Here is a 23902-nt window from a genome sequence, read left to right on the forward strand (position 1 = left end):
TCAACGTATTAATCAATCTGGTGATGCTTTTAAACCAACATGTTTTTCAATGCCCAAACGTTTCATTTTGGCAAATAGGGTTTTGTCCTTCATCTTTAATATTTTTGCGGCTCCATTCGGCCCGCTGACACGCCAGTTGGTATGATCGAGCACTTCAATAATATAATTTCTTTGAATGGCCTCAAAGGATTTAAAGTCATTGGTTGAAGCTACAATATCTTTTTCAGGTATCCAGCTTCCCGGCTTTAAAGTTGGACCATTCTCCACTATTACAGCACGCTCAATTATATTTTCAAGTTCCCTGATGTTGCCGGGAAAATTATAGTTCATGAGCTTGTCAATGGTATCTTTTGATAAACGCTTAAAGGGTTTTCCGGCTTTAGCGGAATATTTTTCTAAAAAAAATTGTGCTAGTAAGGGGATGTCATTTTTTCTGGCCCGTAGTGGAATATTGTGGATAGGGAATACATTCAAGCGGTAATAAAGATCCTCCCTGAATTGACCTTCACGTATCATTTCCTTTAAATCCCTGTTGGTTGCAGCAATGATCCGGACATCGACTTTTATGGTTTTTGTGCCGCCCAACTCATCATATTCACCTTCCTGCAATACCCGTAGGAGTTTAGGTTGCAATTCCAGCGGCAGTTCTCCTATTTCATCCAGAAAAATGGTCCCGCCATCGGCAAGAGTGAATTTACCTGGCTTATTGGTAATCGCTCCTGTAAAAGCTCCTTTTTTATGACCGAACAATTCACTTTCAATAAGGTCTTTCGGCAGTGTGGCACAGTTGATTTTAATTAGGGGATGTTCTTTCCTTTTACTATTGCTGTGGATGGCTCGGGCTAATAATTCTTTTCCTGTACCGGATTCTCCTGTAACTAGTACCGTCGTTTCGGTAAGGGCTACCTGATCTACTTTTTTCAGTACGCTCCTATAGGCTTCGCTTTGACATATGATACTGTTAAAATTGATTTTATTACTTATTTCTTCTTTTAAATATTCGTTCTCATCTTCCAGACGTTCCTTTAAGGATTTGATTTCTTCTAAAGCCTCATATAACTGCAAGTCACGCATTTTTTTTCTAGTAATATCACGTACTACAGCGCAACTGAAATCTTCATTGTTATACTTTATATGGCTTGCTGTTATATCAGCTGTAAACTTGGTGCCGTCTTTTCTGGAAATTATCCATTCAAATCGATGTAACCCCTTTTCTATGAGCTCCTTAAAATGTGATTCAAAAAATTCTTTCGTAATAGATTTATCCACTTCAAACATACTCATTTGATTGAGCTCTTTCTTACTAAATCCCAGCTTGTCAATTAATGATTCACTATAGTGCAACAAATCCCCTTTTTCATTATAGACATAAATTAAATCCTGTGCATTGTCAATTACAGCTTTATAAAGTTTTAAATCATTTTCCTTGTGCTTGATCTCGGTCACATCCTGATAAACCCCCAGTATCTTATAAATTTTATCCCCTTTTAAAATAGGCTTGCCGGCCGCCCGGATATACCGGGGCGGTGAATCCCTGGTTTCCAGTAATTCGTCGAAAGTAATCCCTTTTCTGATGACCTGCCCGAGTAAGAACCTGACCCTGTCGCTGTCTTTAAACCTGGTGGTGACTTTTGACGGGATTAAATCTTCCGGGGTTTCGGCATTTAAAATAGTTAGGGCACAAGTAGTGGCTATAATGGACCCATCCTGTAGGTTTAACTCCCATCCACCTACATTGGCCAGCGAATGGGTATTGTCAATTAAGTTTTTATAAAAACTGGACTCCTTTAATTCATAGACCACCCCGCACAAATAACTTTTTCCATCATATGAGAAATGTTGAACATAAACCTCCACTTCATAAAATTTACCTGCTTTGGTTTTATGTGTGGCTTGAAAATTAACACTCCCTTTTTCGATGACCTCGTCCCAATGGTTTTTCCAGCTTTCCGGGGTAACTGTGATGTTGATGTCCGAGACAAGTAAGCCGGTACACTCTTTTCGGCTATATCCCAGTTTCTTACAAAACTTGGCGTTGGCATAAAGGATTTTGCTGTCCGAACCTATCCATACGACCTCATAGGGTAATTGGTCAACCAGCCATCCTTTTATATGCAAATCATCGAAACTATAGTTCATTCTCTGAGTTTTTAAAACGGGGTGAAAATTCAAATATAATAGAAATTTATGAAAAAACGGAATTAAATACATTGCCACCCTTCTAATTAATTATTTGATTTACAGTTAATTAAGTTTGTGGCACAAAAGTAGCTTACTGATACCTGGAAATAGCCGTTCCGAACTTTAAAACTATCGTGTTAAGGGACGGTTATAATTTAACAAAACATTTAAAAATTTAAACATCATGAACAAAACGCCAAAAGCCGGACTCGAAGGACTTCTTCGGCCCGAAGACAGTTTCCTTGTATTAATCGATCACCAACCGTTTCAGTTTACCAATCTGAACAGTCATGAACCTACCCTAATAATAAATAACACGATTGGACTTGCAAAAGCTGCAAAAGCCTTTGATGTACCTACCATTTTAACTACTGTTATCGAAGAACGCGGAGGTTATATTATTAAAGGGCTTCAGGATGTATTTCCAGAACAAAAGCCTATCAACAGGACCTTCATTAATACCTGGGAAGATCCGAAGGTTACCGATATCGTCAAGGAAAGTGGACGTAAACAACTGATTATTGCAGGGTTGTGGACAGAAGTATGTGTGGCCATGCCTGCAATTCAGGCAGTAGCTGAAGATTATGATGTATTTGTAGTTACAGATGCATGCGGTTCCACCTCAGCAGAAGCTCATGATATGGCAGTACGCCGTATGGTACAGGCCGGTATAGTACCTATTAACTGGCTGGCTGTAGCTTCTGAATGGCAGCGCGACTGGGCTCGTTTAGAAACGGCAGGAAAAATATCTGAGGTTCTTTTAGAACATGGCGGAGCAAGTGGTGTTGCTTTAGCCTGGGAATTACAGCTACTGGCAACTCCCGTACCCCAGGACAACCAATAATCTGAAAATACCGGTCTTAACCTGTTTAAGACCGGTTGATTTATAGACTTAAAAATTACAAGTATGGCTAATATAGTAGTGCAGGCTTCAATGATGGAAAAAAATTTGAAGTATGTCTGGAGCGAGCGTAATAGCACATTAAGACTTAAAGCAATTGAAAATCTTTATGCAGACAATAGTGGCTTATTTCATGTGGGGCACCAGGCACATGGGCATAAGGCTATAAATGAAAGTGTTAGCGAAGTTTTACAACAGATGCCCGAAAGTTTTGTGTTCAGTCTCCTGAAGCCGGTGGTTATTAACAATGATATCGGGAGATTGCTATGGGGTGTGGGTCCGGAAGGAAAACCACCTGTTCAAAAAGGGATGGATATCGTTGTTTTTGAACATGACAAAATAAAAGCGCTTTATGTGTTTCTCGATTAATTACAGATACCAGACATGAAAAAAAGAAGCAGTTTTTCCACAAAAGGACAGCGGGCAGATATAGGTGACCTCGCCATTTATAGAATATTACCCAATCGATATGCCGGCGCTGTAGGGCCATTTGTATTTCTGGACCATATCATTCCCAGTTTTCACCCGGCTGTGATGGACAGCGGTACGGGTGCACACCCCCATCGGGGCATTGCCACATTGAGTTATATCATAGAAGGCGAAGACGAGCATTTTGACAGTGCCGGAAATTATGCCAAAGTACATTCCGGTGGGGTTCAATGGATGAAGGCGGGTCATGGGATTATCCATGATGAAACCTTAAATGTGGATTCTCAGACAGGAAGAAATCGTACGCATGCCTTTCAGTTCTGGATCAACCTTCCGGCCAAGAACAAGGCCGAAAAGCCGGAATATCTGGCAATCCAGGCCAGTGAGGTCCCTCGAAAAGTATTACCTGATGATGGAGGCTGGATCAAGGTGATCGTGGGCGGATATGAAGATCTGCATTCGGCCATACCTAATTATTCCACTCAATTCTTATATCATATCAGATTAGAACCCGGCAAGGATTTTACGATACCCATGGAGGAAAACACAGAGGTTGCTGCCTTTTTGCCCGCAAAGAACGCCATGCTTAACGGCGCTGAGTTCCAGGCAGGGGAATTTGTAGAATTTGATAGGAATGCGGGGGAAATAACTGTTGAAAATAAGCTTCAGGGAGCCATTGATGTTATTTTATTTGGTGGAGAACCTTATACGGAACCCATTGTGGCTGAAGGGCCGTTCGTGATGAACAGTCGGTCTGAGATTGCAGATGCATACCGGGATTTTTATGCCGGAAAGTACGGTAACATAAGATATCAAAAACAAGCTTAACACAAAAACAACAAATCATGAAAAAACTAATCGTCCTGGTGACGGTACTTATCTTTACTGTAAGCGTTAGTGCACAATCCAATGAACAATTCATCGGTGCCGATATGATTGTATTTAATGCAAAAATCAGCACCGGAAGCCTGACCAAGCCCGAAGCTTCTGCACTGGCAGTAAAAAGGGGTAGAATTTATGCTGTAGGCACGGATTCTGAGATACTAAAGTTGAAAGACAGCAGTACCAAACTTATCGATGCAGATGGGCGACGCCTGATCCCCGGTATTAATGATGCTCATACACATATACTAAATGAAAGAAGCTATAATTACAACGTAAGGTGGGAAGGTGTGCCTACATTGGAGCGTGCTTTGGAAATGTTGAGTGAGCAGGCAAAGCGAACTCCCGAAGGCCAATGGGTGAAAGTGATCGGTGGCTGGTCGCCGTACCAGTTTAAAGAAAATCGATTGCCAACTATCCAGGAAATCAGGAAAGCAGTACCAAACAGACCTGTCATTGTACAGTATGCTTACAACCGTGCGTATTTAAATGAATTGGCGATGGAAGCTTTTGGAGTGGGTACGGATCGCTTTCCGGCTTCACCGGATACTGTATTCGAAAAGGACGAAAATGGCAACTACACAGGTGTGGTGCACGCGTATACATTTACATTTGCTTCACTGGAATTAATGGTGCCGCAGCCTTCAGAGGAAGAACAGCTTAGTTCAATTACCAACGCTATAAACGATATGAACCGTTTCGGAGTTACTACGGCCGTTGACGCAGCCAGTATTTATGGTTATCCGCATGGACATGCGCCAATACAGCAGCTGGCAAAGGAAAACCGTCTGAACATTCGGATGCCATTCATTGACCTTCAGTTTGGTGACACCAACAGTCCCAGTTTGGTGGATGCAGAAATTAACACCGTAACAAGAAAATTTCCCGTTAGTCCGGGAGAAAACCTACATCCAACCCTGGCACATGGCCATGAATATGAAGGTACAGGTGAAATACTCAGATTAGAAATACATGACCACGAAAATTTTGACAGACCGGCAGTAATTATCGATGAGGAAATCATGCACCGTTATATCCGGGAAGATATTACAAAGCTTGTTGAGAATGGAATTCCCTTTCGATTACATATTAGTTACAATGAAAATATCACATCTTTTCTGGATGTCTTGGAAACTATAAATGATAAGACACCATTAGACGGCTTACGATGGAGCATTGAACATGCTGAAACGATTACCCCCGAGAATATTGCCAGGGTAAAAAAACTGGGGGGCGGTATTGCTTTGGATATGAAAATGGCCATGCACGGTGATGGATTTATAAAGACGTATAATGTTGAGAAAGCACAGCAAACCCCAAGATTACGACGGTTGGTTGACAGCGGAATTCCACTTGCGATCACTACAGATGCATTTAGAGCTTCATCCTATAACCCATGGATTGGTATTAGCTGGATGACTACAGGAAAGTCGGTATCGGGTTCTGAAATACTTGCAAAAAATAACCGGTTAACAAGGAAGGAAGCATTGAAATTAGTTACAGTCGGACCTACCTGGTTTGAGAACCAGGAGGGCGAAATGGGCAAAATCATTCCGGGGCATTTTGCAGATTTTGCATTGCTCGATAAAGATTACTTCACCATACCGGATGAAGAGATAAAAACCATTTCATCCGTATTGACCGTGGTTGATGGAAGAGTGGTCTTTGGTGCGGCGGAGTACAGTGAACTGTCTCCGAAATTGCCCAAAACACTTCCCGAATGGTCCCCTTTCAACTCTTTCGGGGGCTATTACGATACGAAGAACTAGAGATTGCTATGCCCGAAATAGGCTTTTGGGCAATGCAAATAGGAGTCGGACGAGATAATTAATAAACAAAAATCCATATATCATGGAAAAACAAGCAACAGCCGTGTGGAACGGCACAATCAAACAAGGCAAAGGACATTTGACCTCACAAAGCGGAGCTTTAAAACAAACACCTTATACGTTTGTATCCCGTTTTGAAAACGGAACGGATACCAATCCCGAAGAACTGATGGCTGCAGCGCATGCCGGTTGTTTCACCATGAAATTGAGTGCAGATCTCACCACTGCGGGCTACGATCCCGAAGAACTGACAACAACATCAACGATCACATTGGATAAAGGGGTCATCACAAAATCAGATTTGGTCTTGACCGCAAAAATTTCTGGGATTACGGAAGAAGAGTTTCAAAAAATAGCAAAATCGGCTGAGGAGACCTGCCCGGTAAGCAATGCTCTCAAATTGGAAATTACTTTGGATGCAACTTTAGTGTAAGAAAAAAAGAAAAAAGGGATTCCAGCCATAAAATCCACTAATGGACATGAAAAAAAACAAGATCATTTTAATTCTCTTAGTTTTTAGCATTTGTTCATGTGCTAAACAAGAACCTTTCATGGACTATGTGCTCAGCTGGGACGGACACTCCCCCATAGTAGAGGTCGAACTGACATATGCTGCATCCCAAAAGGACAGTACCGTATTTATATTCGGAGATCCTAATTTTGGAGGGCAGAACGATATATTTAAAGTCATCAAAAATATTCGTGCTACCCCGCCTGAAGTGGTCAAGATTGACGAAGTGGACAGACGGATCACCATATACCACAACGGCGCTAAAGAACACCGGATCAGTTATGAAATAGACGGTTCGCTTCCCGTGGATAAACCAACTTCAGCTTCTCAAATGGAACTGTTCAGACCTGTTATCACAAAAAGCGTATTGACGTTGGTAAATAAGCAGTTTGCCTTGGCCATAACCGATGAAAGTAATCCTTTGGTATCCTTCAGCTGGTATGATTATCCCGAGAATTTCAGCTATTTCAATTCCGTCGTTCCATCCCAAGGAAATCCATCGGAAAAGCATTCAGCCTATTACTACTCCGTTTCCGAAATGGTGTACTTTGTTATGGGGGATAATATAGACGTGAGGGAATATAATGTTATGGGCATTCCTTACTATTGTGTGACCACGAAAGACGACAACTATGGGAATGACTTGCAGGGGAGTCTCAGTCCTTTTTTTGAAAGCTATTTCCCGGGCATCCACAGGTTTTGGAACGATACGGATTTTCCGTTCTACTTTTTGGCCGCAACAGCACTGCAAAACAATCAAAAAGAAATAGGAGGAGGTGGTTTTGGGATCAAAAACGGCTTTGTCATGAAGTTGGGGAGACCGTTTGGCACCTGGGAAAAGTACGTAACGGCACACGAAACCGCCCACACTTGGGTAGGGATCAAGCTCATGTTAGGGAAGGGTAGTTTTGACCATCAATGGTTCGGGGAAGGGTTTAACGATTATACCACCCTCATTAATTTGGCAAACAGCAAAATTTACGGGGAAGAGGATTTTCTGAATTACCTGAATGAAGAGACTTTAAAACCGCATTACGAGAGTGAGGTCAAAGCGGCACATAATGATTCCATCGCCGCAAATTACTGGACGGATTATGCCAATTATGGAAAACTTCCCTACAGACGGGGCCTTATCTATGCTTTTTACCTTGATAACCAGATCAGGTTGGGGTCAAATGGAAAATTCACCCTCAGGAATATGTTGCTCGACCTGTACGCAATTGGAAAGGCAAAAAAGAAGGATGGAATTTTAACGGTTGATGATTTTATCGAGGTAGGTGCTGACTATGTGGAAAAAAAAGAACTGGAAGGACAGGTAGCTCGCCACATGATAGCGGGACACCCCATTGATTTTAACAACATAAAACTTATTGAGGAATTTGAGATCGAAGTCAACGACAGTATACCAAAGGTAAACTTGGCAGAGGGGGCAGAGCTGACCTCAATATATCAGTGGTAATGATAATAGTAGACCACTTTCGCAGTTAAAAATTTACCAAATATTGTTTTAAAAAAACTAAAATAATAATAAAGAGTATGGAAATAGGAATTGATAGTTTTGCATCGGCCATGTATGGCAGCAATCTTAGTAGTGCAGATGCCATGGAACAGTTACTGGATCGGATAGTCATTGCCGACGAAGCAGGCCTTGATGTTTTTGGTATCGGAGAGCATCATAAAAAAGAATTTTTAGATTCGGCACCGGCGGTAATTCTTTCTGCTGCGGCTGCCAGGACCAAAAATATTATTCTAGGGAGTGCAGTTAAGGTTTTAAGTACGGATGATCCTGTACGGGTATATCAGAGTTTTGCAACACTGGATCTCATTTCAAAAGGAAGGGCAGAACTGGTTGTAGGCCGTGGTTCGGCCATCGAAGCATACCCTCTCTTTGGGTATGACCTTAAGGATTATGATGCGCTCTTTGCGGAAAAACTGGAATTATTTCTCCAAATACGAGAGCAGGAATATGTAACATGGTCAGGAAAATTCAGACCGACTTTAAATAACCAACCCGTTTACCCAAGAGCCTTTCAGGAAAAGCTCCCGGTATGGCTGGGTGTAGGTGGTACACCGGCTTCCTTTATACGGGCAGGTTCTTTAGGACTTCCCTTAATGGTGGCTGTCATCGGCGGGGAAACGGAACGATTTCGCCCCCTGATAGACCTTTACCGCGAAGCAGGAGTCCAAGCAGGGTTTTCGCCCGGGCAGTTAAAAGTCGGGTTACACTCACCAGGCTATGTGGCACATACAAGTGAGCAGGCCGTTGCAGACTACTATCCGGGTTATGCCGAACTATGGACCAAAGCAGGTAAGGAGCGTGGCTGGCCTCCGGTTACGAAAGCCGGCTTCGATGCATTAATTGCGCCTAAAGGTGTGTTGGTGGTTGGTGGCCCGGAAGAAGTTGCCGAAAAATTATTACGGCACAGTGAAGCGCTTGGTGGTATTGACCGGTTTACTTTTCAGATGGATAATGCGGGGCTATCTCACCGGCAATTGTTAGAATCCATTGAGTTGATTGGCAAAAAGGTTATTCCGTTTATTAAAAAATCAAAATAATAAAAATGTAAAATCTCTGAGTTTCCACGGAGGTTTTACATTCTTCCATAAGGTAAAAATTAATAATGCGCATTTTGCTAATAGTACTTTTATGCAATTCCTTCCTTGTAACCGCCCAGCAAATTCCCAAATTTCAACAAATGCGGTATAACGAAGATTACTCCGGTCTCGAAAAAGATACCGTAAGGGATTGGTACCATCGATTGAAATATAAAAGGATCAGTAAAGATGCTTATGTTAGTTTTGGAGGCGATTTCAGAACACAATACCTGATTATGGATAACGAAAATTGGAATCCGGATACACAGGATAACGATGGTTTTATGCTGACCCGATGGATGTTTCACGCAGATCTGCACCTTTCTAAAAAAATTCGTATTTATGGAGAATTGCAGAGTGCCATGGCAAATAGCAGGGAAATGCTTATCCCTGTAGAAGAAAACCCGTTAAAACTCCATCAACTTTTTATGGATTATAAACCATTCCTGAAAACTCCTCTCACATTCCGCTTGGGGAGGCAGGAAGTAAGCTATGGCTCTACACGCTTAATTTCTTTAAGAGATTCTCCCAACACCCGCCGTTCATTTGACGGGATTAAAGCGCTTTTTAGTGAAGGTAATATAAAAACCGATATTTTCTATTTGCATGCCGTGGTTGACAAAACCGGTATTTTTGACGATACTTCTTCTCCCGATTTACGGCTTTGGGGAGCATTTTCAGATATTACCACAGCAAAAAAAGAATTGCATTTTAATTTCTATTTCTTGGGTTTTTATAACAAGAATGCGCTGTTCTATGACGGTGCCGGTACAGAAAAAAGGCATACCATCGCTTCCCGGGTTTTTAAAAACAGTGGTAGATGGTGGTATGATTTGGAAGGTGGGTACCAATTCGGTTCGATAGGCAGCAGGAGAATATCAGCGTGGAGTATTGCTTTAGCTACTTCGTATCATTTTACTTCAATAAAATATACTCCGGAAATCGGACTCAAAGCTGATCTTATCAGTGGCGACAAAGACAATACAGACCATACGCAACAAAGCCTGAATACCATGTTTGGTCCCGGAGCCTACTTTGGTATGGCAGCACCATTGGCACCAAGTAACTTAATGGATATACATCCCAGTTTGAAACTCCGTTTTAATAAAAAAATAACACTTTCCTGTGATTATGCTTTTTTGTGGAGATATAGCAGAGGTGAGGGAATTTATCGTCCCAATATGGTGCCGTTTTTTGAACATAATAATACTTCTTCCCGTTATATAGGGAGTCAGGTTTCCGGTCTTTTTTCCTATAAAGCCAACAAGCATATCTCTTTGCTTGCAGGGTTAAGTTGGTTCCATACCGGGGAATACCTCAGGGAAGTCTCCCCCGGTAAAAATATAGCATTCGGATTTGCCAGTGCACAACTAAAATTCTGACGCCTTTTCAGGAAGATAGATAAGGCATTTAAATAATAACCCCATTCTTTTTACGTATGTTTAATTGTCTGCAGAACGTAATTCCTTTATTTTTTCAATACCTGTTTCATTCATCCACTGTTCAAAGCCTGTCAGCTTTGGCATCCAGGTAGCTATAAATTCGTAATCGATAGGATCATAGCCTTCTTTGTCGATCATTTCAACCAATTTTGCAAATGTTTCGCTTTGTTGATAAAGCACTTCTAACGGTACCTGTACAAAATCGATGGGTTGCTTCAACTTCTCTTCCAATAGTTTTAAAACTTGTTCAGGGGTATAAAGTTCCCCTCCGAAATCAACTGTTTTACCGTTGAACGCCTTATAATTCTGAAATATTATTCGCGCAAACGTGCCAATGTCATTTGTAGTTACCCAGGGGATTGCCCTGTCTCCGGGTAAGGGGTTGATAAACTTGCCTTCTCCCAGTCCGAAACTTGGTAAAAGTAAATTTTCCATAAAAGTAGCGGGCCTTATTACGGCTCCTTGTAAATCACTTTCTAACAAATATTTTTCGATGGTAAACTTAAATTTGGGTCTGAATAAAGCCTGCTTATCCGAAGCAAGAACAGATGAATAAAGAACAAATTTAACGCCTTGTTCTTCTGCTAATTTGATGGTCTGTATTCCGAGTTCCGCTTCTTTCTCATCCGTTTCTTTGCTGGAAACCCATACGGGAGGAAGGACCAGATAAAGCCCGTCTACTTTTTTAAATAGGTCACTTAAAGCTTCGATATTTTCTAAATCGCCTTTTACCGGGACTGCTCCTGCATTTTTTAAATTACTGGCTTCCGAAGATTGCGGATTTCTGGTCAGCGCAAAAACCTCAAAATTATTTTTTAGTAATTCATATACTGCGGCACTACCTTGTTTTCCGGTTGCACCTGTAACTAAGATTCTTTTCATGTGTTTTTTTTATTGTTTTTTCAATGGTCATATGGAACTTCCATCTGACTGTCACTCAACTTCGACGATTAAAACAATCATGCGTGTTTGTGCTTTAATGATTAGTTTAATCATGTCGGTTTCATTTTAAAATTATTTTAAGCAAAATTACTTTTAGTATTCAGTAAATTTGTGTTTAGTAACCTCCAGGAAAGTAAGATGGAAAAAAAAATAAAACCTTGTACGGAAAATGAGGAAATCTTAAAACAAAGATTTTTGGCCTTGAGAGATACCTTGGATTTATTAAGCGGTAAATGGCGTTTCTGTATTCTTTTAAATTTACATTATTATGAGAAATTAAGGTTTAAGGATTTTTTTGAAGTATCTGAAGGCATCTCGCCTAAAGTGCTAAGTTCAGAACTTACGACCCTGGAAGCTCATCAACTGATCAAGAAAAAACTGGAACATACACCCACACAGGATATAACGTACTATATGCTGACGGAGCATGCCCGGGAAATCTGGACTGTCTTGAATACATTAATTGAATTCGGACTGTCCAATCGTAAAGAAGTGATCAAGGCACTGTCTTAGATTAAATTCACACTGTTCCTGTGTTATGTGGTAATGATTAGTTTTCCAACGGTTCTGCCGGTCTCTTGCTGTACATGAGCTTCTGGTATCTGATCAAAACCATATGTTTTGTAAATATGTGGTTTTAGGATTCCTTTTTCCAAAAATGACGCCATTTTTTCCATATCCCCACCATTGGATTGCACCAGAATAAAATAGCCTTTTACCCCTTTGGAGGCAGCCTTTGAGGTGACTTCCTCATTCAGGCCGGTAGGAATACTGATGATACTTCCGCCTTCCCTGGTCACTTCAAGAGAGTGGTCGATGTTGTCGCCTCCAATGGTATCAAGGACAAAATCAAATTCCCTTGGGTGGGCAGTCCAGTCATAGTCGTGGTAATCAATGTGTGCATCAGCTCCAAGGCCCAACACAAAATCCCTGTTTTTTGCAGAGGATGTTCCGACCACGGTAGCCCCTAAATATTTGGCAATTTGGACCGCAATATGACCCACTCCTCCCGAAGCCGCATGGATAAGAACTTTTTGACCTTTCCGGACATTGGCGTTTGTGACAAGGGCTTGCCAGGCGGTCAGGGCAACCAATGTTGCTGCGGCCGCTTCTTCATGGGAAATATTTTGAGGTTTAAGAGCCAGTTGCGATGCCGGGGCCGCTACGTATTCTGCATACGCCTTTCCATGCCCGGGAAAGTTAACCATCCCGAATACCTCGTCGCCAATTTGAAATTTGGCATCAAGGCTCTCAACAACCGTACCCGAGATATCCCATCCTAAAACAAGAGGGTTTTCATCCTTTATCCGTCCATATACTCCTTTACCAGATCTCGATTTTACATCCACAGGATTGATACTTATCGCTTTGACCCGGACCAATACTTCGCCTGTCGTGATGGCCGGTTTGTCCATATCTTGAATGGCTAAGTTTTCTACACCTCCTGGTGCTTGTAATACAATTGCTTTCATATACTGTTGTTTTAATCTGGTGGTTGTTCACCAAGTATTCTTAAATAACAAAGGAAGTTACTTGATGGATCAAGCCATCCTTAAATTTCCAAACGTCACAAAAGGAACTTTTCTTTGGTGCGCCGTCCTTTTCAAATACTATATGGCCAAGCTCCACAACGAAATCTTTTTCCGTGATATAATTATCTGTGTTAAATACCACTCCATCATACGTGGAACCTATGTACTCAAGTACTTCAACCTTTCCTTGGAAGGTACGCTCACCGACGTTTTCCCATTTGATATCTTCACTGCAGTAGGTGATGAATTCTTCATAGTTTCCCTCTCCCAATACTTTGTTCGCTTTTTTAAAAATATCCAGATTACTCATATTCGATCTTAGTTTAGTCACTGTTTTAATCGTTTATTTGTACACCTATTTTACCATAGAAGTTTTCATCCCCTGTTCTGTATTCCAATAAGCTATGGGCTTTGCCTATCTCCGACAATGGAAAGACCTTGTTTAAAACCGGCTTTAGCTTGTTGCTTTCTACCAGTTTGGTCAATTCGTCCAGTTTGTTTCTATTCTGCCGGGTAAAGACAAAGTGATAGGTCGCATTTTTCCCCCAGGCCTCGATGAGGTTCTGCGGTTTTTCGATATCGACAATGGTGACCACTTGCCCCATCTGTGCGAGCACCTTTCCACTGTCGGAAAGGGTATTGCCCCCTATGGTGTCGATTACCACATTGACGCCCTTGCCCTCTGTGAGGTTGAGGATGGCATCGATGTAGTTTTCGTTTTCATAGTCGATGACATGGTCGGCTCCCAGTTCGAGGAGGAATTCGTGATGGGCCTTTCTTGCCGTTGTAAATACGGTCGCCCCCATGGCCTTGGCGATTTGGATGGTGGGGATGCCCACACCACCGGCACCGCCGTGGACCAGGATGGCCTGGTTGACCTTGAGCTGTGCCCTGGCCACGAGCATCTCCCATGCCGTTCCCGCGGCCAGTGGGAGGGTAGCGGCCTCCAGATGGCTGAGATTCTTGGGCTTCAGACCGATGATGGCCTGGTTTGCCACATGGAACTGGGCATAGCTTCCGGGTCCTTTGAAGATCTCCGGGGTATAATACACTTCATCACCGACCTTGAAGTTCTCCACTCCGGGACCTACCTCCACGATCTCACCGGAGACATCGTGACCTGTAATAACGGGAAGCTCCAGTTCGCTTTTATAGTCCCCTCGCCGTACCTGGTAGTCCAGAGGGTTGACCGAGGTCGCAAATACCTTGACCAAGACCTCCCTGAACCCGGGCTTGGGGATTGGGATGTCCGTGATCTCGAAATTCTCAATAGAGCCGAACTCTTTTAATACTGCTGCTTTCATAATTGTTGTTTTTTAATTGATTTCTTTGTCCTTCCCGGTATTCATGGCTACCAGCAAATCATTACTTTTTAATGCCGTTAGGTCATTTCTTCTTTTTTTCTCCCGTTCCATTTTGGAATCCTCTATTTTCATACATACCAGCAGGAACGGCATGGTCAATAAAAAGAGAATAAACTTGATATTTTTCATTTCAATTTTCATTGGATTAAAAAGTTACTTGGTGTTTATAATTCTTGATCGATCAAGAAACCGTACCATGAATTTGGTTTTACCCTTTAGAATTTAGGTGTCTTTATCAGTGCTTTAATGCATAAAATTTATTGCATTGCAATTCAGACACGCTTCATGGATGACCATTTCTATGCCAAAAACGCAAGTATTTGTATGTCAGTTTTTTATATCTAAAATAAGAATGATTGTATTTCTTATTTGTTATATTTTTCCATTATTTGGGAAATGTAATTGTGTTTTTTGTGTTGATTTAAAATAGAACCTGTTTTTGTTTTTGTCGGAAACGATGTTTTCCAATTCCACTGTACGTGAAATGATCGTTATCATAGTTTTAACCTGAATACCTTGTAGGGTAGTTTGGTTTTGTTTTCCCCTTGGTGAAACCAGGGCATCAACTGGATTTGGGAAGCTGTGATGTACAAATATTCATCTTTGGAAATACTATAACTATCAGGCCAGATCAGTTTATCGTTATCCCGTACCAATTCCTGCATTTGAAGTTCTGGTGTGATCCTGATGATGCTGTTTTTCTCCAGATCACCAAAATAGAGGTTGCCCTTGGTGTCGAAGATCATTCCGTCAGTGGTGGTAAATGTCCCCAAATCCTGTACACTTTCTTCAATGGTGTTCTTGGGTGTTTCAAAATCCCTTAATATTGAAGTGGATATACGGTATAATTTTGCATCGGTGAGCGGTTTGAAGTAGAGCCATTTCCTGTCAGGACTAAGGGCTATCCCATCGCTGTTTACCTTTAAAGGCTTACCGTCAGAAGTGGTGAGTTCCTTGCCCAGTGGACTGAAGGTATAGTTTTTATCGGACAGGACCGCAGGATTCTTTTCCAGAACATATCTTGATTCCCCTGATGCTATATTTAATACGACCAAACCACCGGAGGAAGAATCTGTCATATATGCAAAACCACTATGGTTATCTACCCTGATATCATTGAGATACACTTGGTCATGAATGATTTCCTTCGGAAACCTGTAGATCCGTTCGATGGCATCTGTAGCCAAATTGATTTTGATGACCTTGTTGCTCCTTTGGTATATGGGCCCCAAACCAATCCCGGCTGCATCCACTATCCACAGGTAGTTTTGATCATCGGCATAAACTGCCTGTACAGTGACAAATTTGTTTTGACCGTCTTCTCCTTTTTTGAAGCTGTTCCAGGCTTCATCGGGATAAGGCACGGCCTTACCTTGCTTTACCTCAACTACAGCGTATTGATGCTTATCCAACCAATAGGGATAATTCACAAATAAGCGGTCACTTTTTGACACGGCCACTCCTGTAAATTGATAGATACTGTCCGTATACACTGTTTCCAACTTTTTGGTATCAGAACCGGTCTTTGACCGTGCTGCATTTGAATTGTCCTTACATGCGATCATGGCAAGTAAGACGGTGGTCATGATAATATATCCGATTGTTTTCATAGTAAATTTGTTTTTGTTTGGAATAAGCTGTGTTAAAGATAGTTTTTTAGTGGTAATGCTTTGATTAACTTTTGTTTATGATATGTAAGCAGTCAAATCGTAGCCACAGTTACATACCTTTCAAAGAATGACCTCCTCTCAAATTTAGGTGCCGATTATGGCTCGAGGAGGTCATTGTTGTGTATTGAAAACTTGTTATGCTTCTTTTTCAACTTCTATTCCTATTTTGCCATAGAAGTTTTTATCACCTGTTCTGTATTCCAATAAACTATGGGCTTTACCAATCTCCGACAATGGAAAGACCTTATTTAAAACTGGCTTTAGCTTTTTGCTTTCTACCAATTTGGTCAATTCGTCCAATTTATTTCTATTCTGCCGGGTAAAGACAAAGTGATAGGTCGCATTTTTCCCCCAGGCCTCAATAAGATTTTGAGGTTTTTCTATATCTACCAATGTAACTACCTGCCCCAGCTGACTGAGTATCTTTCCGCTATCGGAAAGTGTATTACCTCCTATGGTGTCGATGATCACATCAACGCCTTTATTGTCCGTCAATTGATTAATCACCTGAAGGTAGTCTTCATTTTCATAATCAATGACATGGTCAGCACCCAGTTCAAGAAGAAACTCATGATGGGCTTTTCTGGCTGTTGTAAATACAGTTGCCCCCATTGCTTTAGCAATTTGAATAGTTGGTATTCCCACTCCACCTGCACCACCATGGATCAAAATGGACTGGTTGATTTTGAGTTGCGCCCTGGTAACCAGCATCTCCCAGGCTGTGCCTGCTGCTAAGGGAAGTGTTGCGGCTTCCAGATGGCTCAGGTTTTTTGGTTTTAAACCCATGATAGACTCGTGGGCAACGTGGAATTGAACATAACTCCCGGGGCCATTAAAAATCTCCGGGGTATAATACACTTCATCACCGACTTTAAAGTTTTCTACTCCGGGTCCGAGTGCTACTATTTCACCTGAGATATCGTGACCTGTAATAACAGGTAGCTCCAATTCATTTTTATAATCCCCTCGACGTACCTGGTAGTCCAAAGGATTAACAGAAGTTGCAAAGACCTTGACCAAAACTTCCTTGAATCCGGGTTTAGGTGTTGGTATATCTACAATTTCAAAATTTTCAATAGAGCCGAACTCTTTTAACATTGCTGCTTTCATATTTGTATAATTATATAATTAGGTAAAAACCTAAAAGTTGAACAAAATTTTTTATAATTTATCTTTAATATGCGTTGCCAAATCCTGAATTGATTTTTCGTTTCTTTTATAATAAGTCCACTGTCCCTTTCGGGTAGCGATCAGAATATTCGCGGCGGACATTGTTTTTAAATAATCTGAAACAGTAGGAACGGACATTCCGGCCTTTTTGGCAATATCGGACACACATACACCCAATTCCGCTGTGTCTTTACTCAATTCCTCTTCCGGAAAATGGGCAAAGGGGTCCTTTAACCATTTAAGAATATTTAAACGTGTTTCGTTTGATAATGACTTTATAACCTCTAATAATTCCATGGGACAAATTTAGGAAATTACCTAAATACCTACATGATGTTTAACAAAATTTTATGAAAGCCCATAATTGACATTTAGTAAAAATACCCAAATATCAACCGATATACCTGCCTGGCCGGCAGGCAGGAACAATGCCAAACCAATAGCTTGTGAATTTTTGTATAGATGAAATGAATTTATACTACTCTATTTTCTCTTCTTTCTCTTCACAAGTAATTTAGCACGTACAAAACCCAATAACTATTCTGAAAAATACTATTTTATCCCGGCCGATCTCTCGCGAGCAGAAAGTTTTGATTGAATAACAAAAGAAATCATTGGCAAATACCGAAAGATTGACATTATAGTAAATAATGCCGGGGCAAATTTAACGCCAAAAAGAGGTGATAATGCGCTTTCAGAAGACTGGCATAAGGAGTTACAGTTTGCGGATAAACGGTTCAGAAACTCCGGTATTGCGAAGAAGCTTATCACCCATTGTCTTACGACTTTAAACCTACCCGTTTCTCAATACCCAGACGCTTTATTTTGGCAAAGAGGGTTTTTTCATTCATCCCTAAAATTTTTGCGGCTCCTTTAGGGCCGCTTACGCGCCAGTTGGTATGATCGAGTACTTCGATGATATACTCTTTCTGTTTGCTTTCAAATGTTTTAAAATCATCATTAGAAGCAATCCATCCATTTTCGGGCATCCAGTTACCCGGGTTTAATGTTGTTCCGTTTTCTACGATCATTGCCCTTTCCATTAAGTTTTCTAATTCCCGGATATTTCCCGGAAAATCATATTGTAAGAGGGCATCAACCGTTTTTTCAGATAAACCCGTAAAATATTTACCCGTCCCGTCAGCGTATTTTTCCAAGAAAAATTGGGCTAAAACAGGGATATCCTCCTTTCGCTCTCTTAACGGGGGAGCGTAAACAGGAAAAACATGTAACCTGTAATACAGATCCAATCGGAAATTACCCGTTTCAACCTCGTGTTCGAGGTTTTTATTTGTGGCTGCAATGACCCTTACATCCAAAGGTATTGTTTTGGTATCCCCAATGCGCTCTATTTCATTCTCCTGTAGTACTCTTAAGAGCCGTACCTGCATTTCAAGAGGCATTTCACCTATTTCATCTAAAAATATTGTTCCCCCGTTGGCCTGCTCGAATTTTCCTATACTATTGGTTGAAGCCCCTGTAAAGGCTCCTTTTACATGTCCGAATAAGGTCGATTCTATCAGGTTTTCAGGGATAGCGCCACAATTGATAACCACAAAAGGAGCTTCGGAACGTGGTGAAAGCTGATGAATACATTTGGCAAATAATTCCTTTCCCGTACCACTCTCTCCCATAATTAAAACCGAAGTTTTCATGGGGGCTACACGCTCAATGTCGTGTAATACATTTAAAAGTTTCGGACTTTTCCCTATTATACATTTAAACAGTTCCGGGTTTTTATGACTTGTAGCATGTCCTTTTACCGAAGTGGCGCCAGAATTTTTTTGACGGACCTTGTTTTCTAATATATCAGAAAAAACAGTATCCAGGCTTTGTATAAGATCTGATCTCGTCTTGTTAAAGACGCCTTTACGCTTGGCATAAAATGAAAAACTGAGCCTTTTTTCATGTCCCGGATTTGTGCTAAGGGCCATACAGGATTGTAGTTTGAATGGTGTGCTCACCATTTTTTCGAACCGGGAAAGGTCCTTCAACCGGTCAAATTCTGTACCCTCGTATATTCCCTGCACCTTCAGCAGGCTTCTTTCCGCAATAATCCTTTCTACCTCACTGATGGACAATCCCAGGATATTGGAAAACTCATTGACTCCTATGATCTGATATTTTTTAATTCCGACCCTATGGATTCCCAAACTCAAAGTATACGTATCACGGACCAAATTACAGAACAAGAAATCAAAAGGAATTCCTGGCTGCAAAACCTTTGCTATTTCTTCAAACCATTCTTCCTCTTTATCATCCGTCGGAATACTGCTTAATTTTTCAAAAAGTTGTTTCTCCAACTGCGTGTTGCTATCCGCATTATGTTCTATATGATATGCGGCAATTTCTAAAGCAATGCGTAAGTCTTTCTCCCTGAAAGGTTTTACCAGAAAACCATAAGGATTTGTCTTTTTCGCCTGCTCCAGGATCAATTTGTTGGAGTAAGCAGAAAGATAAATAAAAGGTATGTTCAACTGTTGAAGCCTTTTAGCCAGATCTATACCGGACAATTTTCCCTTTAAATGAATATCCAGCAATACGATATAGGGAGGCTGTTTATTTATAAACCGAAGCGCTTCCTCAACAGTAGAAGCGATGCCTGAAACAACAAAGTTCTGTTCTTCAAGAAAGCAAGACAAATCATTGGCCACAATAAATTCATCTTCTACGATAAGAATGCGTTTCTTCATCTTCTTAATATTAAGTGTTTTGAGCGTATATATCCGAAATGGTGATGTGCCTGAACATAACCTGGATCAAAGTACCATTATTATTTTCAATCTTCAAAGATCCGTTTAATTGTTTGCTTAGCCCTTTTATTAAGGTCATTCCCATAGAAGGAGGAACATCCTTCGAATATTCCTTCTGTATTCCTGTCCCATTATCCTGTATACCTAATAAATAATAATCTTTTTCACTCTTCATGGTTACCTTAATTACCCCTCTCCTGTCCTGTTCCGGAAAAGCATATTTGATCGCATTGGTGATAGCTTCATTTAAAATTAAACCTACGGGAATGGCTTGATCTTCCTGAAGCATTATCCGGTCTACATCCAGTTCATATCTGATTCCCGAACCTTCATCCAGACTTTCTCTTAAATACCGAAGCAGATTTTCTATATACGAATTTATATCTATTAAATTGGAATTGTCCGACTTATATAGTTTTTGATGAATCAGAGAAATTGCAAATAAACGAGACTGACTCTTTTTTATAGCAGAATATATTTCAGGATTTTTGATATACCTGGATTGGGTATTAAGTAAACTCATTACTATTTGCAGATTGTTCTTCACCCGATGATGAATTTCCTTAATCAGCCATTCTTTTTCAGACAAAAGTTCCTGTAGCGCATTATTCTGTTGTGCAATTTCCTCCTTTTGGCTCAATAACACCCTGTTAATCCGCTTTTTGTCCATATGCCCTTTATACAGAAAAAGGCTGGTGGTAAAAAGAAGGACAAGCCCTCCCAAAATTAATTTTTTGATCAGGTTAGCCCGGTCCAGTTCCATGCTTTTAACTACGTTTTCATTTTGCAGATCTCTAATCCTGTTTTCTTTCTTAACCGTTTCATACTTAATTTTTATTTCTTGTATCTGCCTGCTTTTCTCCGCATTAAAGATAGAGTCATTAAGTCTTTTATAGGTCTGATAGTAGGGTATGGCATTCCTGTAATTGCCTGTAGCAGAGTCTGCTTTAAATAACATTAGGTTCGCCTTGGCCTTATTGGATACACTGGAAAGCGGAAAAGAACGCAACAAGTAATCTTTGGCCTTCTGATACTGTTCCCGGGCTACATAGTAGCTACCCAACTTAAGATACGCCAATGATTTTTTTCGTATTAATTCATGACTTTTGGATTCGTTGTCATACAATCTCAACATCTCGGCAAAATGCTTATTTGCTAAATTCTGTTTACCCAATGCACTATACGTATACCCCTTGGCTTCTTCCAACTCTGCTATTCCTGAAGATTCTTCAAAAGGAGCTACCTCCAGGATTAAATCCAGGGCCTGCTGTTTTCTATTCAGAAGAAGTAATTCTTTACTGGTGACATTTACAATGTGATACAACAATGTTGTATCCAGGCTGTTTTTTATCTTCAACGCTTTATCATACCATTCCAGGCTTTTTTCATGATCGCCCAAAGCACTGTAGTTTTCTCCTACAAAATGATAATATAACCCGGCATGAACGGTATTTTTAGTCCGGGCCATGCTTTTTATATTCTCAAGAGAATAATACAGGCTTTTTTCCAGTTCACCCCGGATGTTGTGTACCAATTGCAATAGGTGATAGGTGTTGTGTATATTTTCATGTCCGGTAGATTTGAATACTTGTAATGCTTTCTGCAAATTGTCATTAGCCGTTATTAAATTGCCCTCATTAAGATAGCATTCAGACAAATAGTTTAGCACATCAGCTTGCTTGTTTTTATCATCCAGTTCCATGTAAATGTTTAAAGATCTATTAAACAGATCTATGATATCAGCATATTTTTTTTCTGCCTTATCCTGGAGCAATAAATTTTTTCCTAATTGCAGTAACCTGTTTGCTTCTGCTTCCATTTGACTAGCCTTTTCCTCGGTAGAAATCCGAAGACGATTCGTCGGTAATGTAGTATCATGCCTCCCGGAATTATTCGAGTAATCACGCTTATTCCCTGATAGTAAGTCCGTTTTATACGCCATCGAAGTATCACCCGCAACATTTTCAGCAGTGCGGTACTGTTGTTTATTGCAGGCAGCAAGTACGAATAAGATGAATAGTATGGCTCTCATGAACTTTAAAAAATGGCATTTTTGGCGAAGTTAAATAAAAAAATCACCGTAAATATATATCAGGTTTTTCTTAAGTACGGAACCCGATAATCGTCATTGTTCTAAGAGTTGGGGTAAACTGAATTTCCGGACAATTCATATTTCAATCTATCCGGAGCCACTTTAGTGAAGAAGCATCTGCTATACGCCAACCCATACTGAAAATCCGGATATAAACATACAGCATATGGCCTCCTGTTGATCTGCCTTTCCTGAACAGCATATCGTTAACCTGCTGAACCAATAGCGATACTTAAGTTAAAGATAATATTTTTAAAACACAAATTATTGAATTCCAGCGGCGTAAAATATAGAAGATCACAGGGCATGCCGTTAAAGCTGCTCTTTTTAGCGGGTTATAAAAAGCTTTTATAACCAAAGAAAATGTTTGTAATGTATCCTTATGATACATAAAAACCGAGCGCAATGTTCCGGGGTTATCGAACGAATAGAGTGTAATCAGTCTCTTAAGCGCTGAATGAATCCTGCAACAAGCTGAAAACCCCTTAAAATTTCCAATATAAGAGAATAGTACTAAAAAAAAGAAATAAAAAACACATAGAACATTTTTAATATGCTGTAATTCAATGTGTTAAAATATTGGCATAAAATTAGTCAATAAGAATACAATCAATCGTACAAATTCCGAATTGCAAATATTTCAGAAAAAACGATAGAAGTACCAATGGCTCATGACTAAAAGGAAAATGACATATAAAGCATCTTTAGCCCAAATCATTACAGGCAGCACAATTCCCGCTGGGAGTTTGAGTGCTTTAGCTACAATCAGTCCTGGTAAGATATACATCGGGATAGCACGAAAAATCCGGCTATAATCATATATCAAATAACGAATTTAAAACTATGCACACTGTACTTCACAAAGCAGAAACAAGAGGAGATGCCAATCATGGGTGGTTACACTCCAGGCATACCTTTAGTTTTGCCAATTATCACGACCCGGATCGCATGCACTTCGGGGCACTCCGCGTATTAAATGATGACAGAGTCTCTGCCGGGATGGGTTTCGGTACCCATCCGCATCAAAATATGGAAATCATTTCCATTCCCCTGAAAGGTGATTTGGAACATAAAGACAGCATGGGTAATGTAGCCGTAATAAAATCGGGAGACATACAGGTGTTAAGTGCCGGAACCGGGATAACTCACTCTGAGTATAACAAAAATAAGGACAAAGAGGTAAAGTTTCTTCAAATCTGGGTATTTCCGAACAAGCAGAATGTCACCCCCCGCTACGATCAGATAACCTTAAAGGCAGAAGACCGCGCCAACCGTTTTCAGCAGGTATTATCACCCAGCCCGGATGACGCAGGAGTTTGGATACACCAGGACGCCTGGTTTTATATGACCCGCCTCGAAAAGGGAAGAGAACTTTCCTATAGCCTGAAAAACCCGGAAAACAACGGGGTCTATGTATTTGTCCTTAGCGGTAATGTTACCGTAAACAACCAATCCCTGAACCACAGAGACGGGCTTGGTGTCTGGGATGTACGTGAATTGGCAATAAAAGCCGATTCCGGTACCGAACTACTTCTAATGGAAGTTCCTATGCGAATATAAATAAGAATCAAAATATGTATAACCGTCCACATGATGACACAAATTAAAT

Annotated in this window: 21 protein-coding genes; 10 read left to right on the forward strand and 11 right to left on the reverse strand. The window is 40.7% G+C overall.

Translation table 11 applies throughout. The features are described 5' to 3' along the window. Positions 1–12 precede the first annotated feature (12 nt). Positions 13–2139, reverse strand: a complete 2127-nt coding sequence (locus tag ACVBDY_RS01525) for a sigma 54-interacting transcriptional regulator (RefSeq protein WP_447173702.1) — start codon at positions 2137–2139, stop codon at positions 13–15. A gap of 226 nt (positions 2140–2365) precedes the next feature. On the opposite strand from ACVBDY_RS01525, the gene ACVBDY_RS01530 reads away from it, so the two are divergent. The 8 genes from ACVBDY_RS01530 to ACVBDY_RS01565 all read left to right on the forward strand — a co-directional run bounded on the left by ACVBDY_RS01530 (position 2366) and on the right by ACVBDY_RS01565 (position 10710). Next, on the forward strand, positions 2366–3025 hold the full coding sequence (locus ACVBDY_RS01530; RefSeq protein ID WP_447173703.1) for a hydrolase: 660 nt from the start codon (positions 2366–2368) through the stop codon (positions 3023–3025). Positions 3026–3088: 63 nt separating this feature from the next. Further along, the gene (locus tag ACVBDY_RS01535; protein WP_447173704.1) at positions 3089–3451 is read left to right on the forward strand and encodes a nuclear transport factor 2 family protein; all 363 of its coding nucleotides are present in this window, start codon (positions 3089–3091) and stop codon (positions 3449–3451) included. A 15-nt stretch (positions 3452–3466) separates the two neighbouring features. After that, the gene (locus tag ACVBDY_RS01540) at positions 3467–4339 is read left to right on the forward strand and encodes a pirin family protein (protein ID WP_447173705.1); all 873 of its coding nucleotides are present in this window, start codon (positions 3467–3469) and stop codon (positions 4337–4339) included. A gap of 17 nt (positions 4340–4356) precedes the next feature. Beyond that, entirely contained in the window at positions 4357–6162 is a 1806-nt protein-coding gene (locus ACVBDY_RS01545) for an amidohydrolase (protein ID WP_447173706.1), read from the forward strand. Between the two features lie 82 nt (positions 6163–6244). Then, on the forward strand, positions 6245–6655 hold the full coding sequence (locus ACVBDY_RS01550; protein ID WP_447173707.1) for an OsmC family protein: 411 nt from the start codon (positions 6245–6247) through the stop codon (positions 6653–6655). A gap of 118 nt (positions 6656–6773) precedes the next feature. Next, positions 6774–8192: a hypothetical protein gene (locus ACVBDY_RS01555; protein ID WP_447173708.1), complete on the forward strand. Its 1419-nt coding sequence runs from the start codon at positions 6774–6776 to the stop codon at positions 8190–8192. A 77-nt stretch (positions 8193–8269) separates the two neighbouring features. Next, a complete protein-coding gene (locus tag ACVBDY_RS01560) occupies positions 8270–9289 on the forward strand; it encodes an LLM class flavin-dependent oxidoreductase (protein WP_447173709.1) in 1020 nt (339 codons plus the stop codon). Between the two features lie 65 nt (positions 9290–9354). Then, positions 9355–10710 (forward strand): alginate export family protein, encoded by a 1356-nt coding sequence (locus ACVBDY_RS01565; RefSeq protein ID WP_447173710.1) that lies wholly within the window; start codon positions 9355–9357, stop codon positions 10708–10710. 60 nt (positions 10711–10770) lie between these two features. Here the strand turns inward: ACVBDY_RS01565 and ACVBDY_RS01570 are convergent, their stop codons facing one another. Further along, the gene (locus ACVBDY_RS01570; protein WP_447173711.1) at positions 10771–11652 is read right to left on the reverse strand and encodes an NmrA family NAD(P)-binding protein; all 882 of its coding nucleotides are present in this window, start codon (positions 11650–11652) and stop codon (positions 10771–10773) included. Positions 11653–11913: 261 nt separating this feature from the next. Here ACVBDY_RS01570 and ACVBDY_RS01575 point away from each other — a divergent pair, with 261 nt between their 5' ends. Beyond that, a complete protein-coding gene (locus ACVBDY_RS01575; protein WP_447173712.1) occupies positions 11914–12225 on the forward strand; it encodes a winged helix-turn-helix transcriptional regulator in 312 nt (103 codons plus the stop codon). Between the two features lie 23 nt (positions 12226–12248). Here the strand turns inward: ACVBDY_RS01575 and ACVBDY_RS01580 are convergent, their stop codons facing one another. The 9 genes from ACVBDY_RS01580 to ACVBDY_RS01620 form a co-directional block, all read right to left on the reverse strand. Beyond that, positions 12249–13184: an NADP-dependent oxidoreductase gene (locus ACVBDY_RS01580; protein WP_447173713.1), complete on the reverse strand. Its 936-nt coding sequence runs from the start codon at positions 13182–13184 to the stop codon at positions 12249–12251. A gap of 40 nt (positions 13185–13224) precedes the next feature. After that, positions 13225–13554 (reverse strand): nuclear transport factor 2 family protein, encoded by a 330-nt coding sequence (locus ACVBDY_RS01585; RefSeq protein ID WP_447173714.1) that lies wholly within the window; start codon positions 13552–13554, stop codon positions 13225–13227. A gap of 25 nt (positions 13555–13579) precedes the next feature. Next, the gene (locus ACVBDY_RS01590) at positions 13580–14548 is read right to left on the reverse strand and encodes a zinc-dependent alcohol dehydrogenase family protein (protein ID WP_447173715.1); all 969 of its coding nucleotides are present in this window, start codon (positions 14546–14548) and stop codon (positions 13580–13582) included. Between the two features lie 12 nt (positions 14549–14560). Beyond that, the gene (locus ACVBDY_RS01595; protein ID WP_447173716.1) at positions 14561–14737 is read right to left on the reverse strand and encodes a hypothetical protein; all 177 of its coding nucleotides are present in this window, start codon (positions 14735–14737) and stop codon (positions 14561–14563) included. A gap of 365 nt (positions 14738–15102) precedes the next feature. Then, positions 15103–16218, reverse strand: coding sequence for an L-dopachrome tautomerase-related protein (locus tag ACVBDY_RS01600; protein ID WP_447173717.1), 1116 nt, complete (start codon positions 16216–16218; stop codon positions 15103–15105). Between the two features lie 195 nt (positions 16219–16413). Further along, on the reverse strand, positions 16414–17388 hold the full coding sequence (locus ACVBDY_RS01605) for a zinc-dependent alcohol dehydrogenase family protein (RefSeq protein ID WP_447173718.1): 975 nt from the start codon (positions 17386–17388) through the stop codon (positions 16414–16416). A gap of 51 nt (positions 17389–17439) precedes the next feature. Continuing rightward, positions 17440–17745 (reverse strand): ArsR/SmtB family transcription factor, encoded by a 306-nt coding sequence (locus ACVBDY_RS01610; RefSeq protein ID WP_447173719.1) that lies wholly within the window; start codon positions 17743–17745, stop codon positions 17440–17442. A 482-nt stretch (positions 17746–18227) separates the two neighbouring features. Then, entirely contained in the window at positions 18228–20141 is a 1914-nt protein-coding gene (locus ACVBDY_RS01615; RefSeq protein ID WP_447173720.1) for a sigma 54-interacting transcriptional regulator, read from the reverse strand. Between the two features lie 10 nt (positions 20142–20151). Continuing rightward, positions 20152–22020, reverse strand: coding sequence for a tetratricopeptide repeat-containing sensor histidine kinase (locus tag ACVBDY_RS01620; protein ID WP_447173721.1), 1869 nt, complete (start codon positions 22018–22020; stop codon positions 20152–20154). A gap of 1116 nt (positions 22021–23136) precedes the next feature. Here ACVBDY_RS01620 and ACVBDY_RS01625 point away from each other — a divergent pair. After that, complete coding sequence (locus tag ACVBDY_RS01625) at positions 23137–23853, forward strand: pirin family protein (protein WP_447173722.1); 717 nt, start codon at positions 23137–23139, stop codon at positions 23851–23853. Positions 23854–23902: the final 49 nt, after the last annotated feature.

The sequence above is a fragment of the Sinomicrobium halophytocola genome (genome assembly GCF_052983395.1).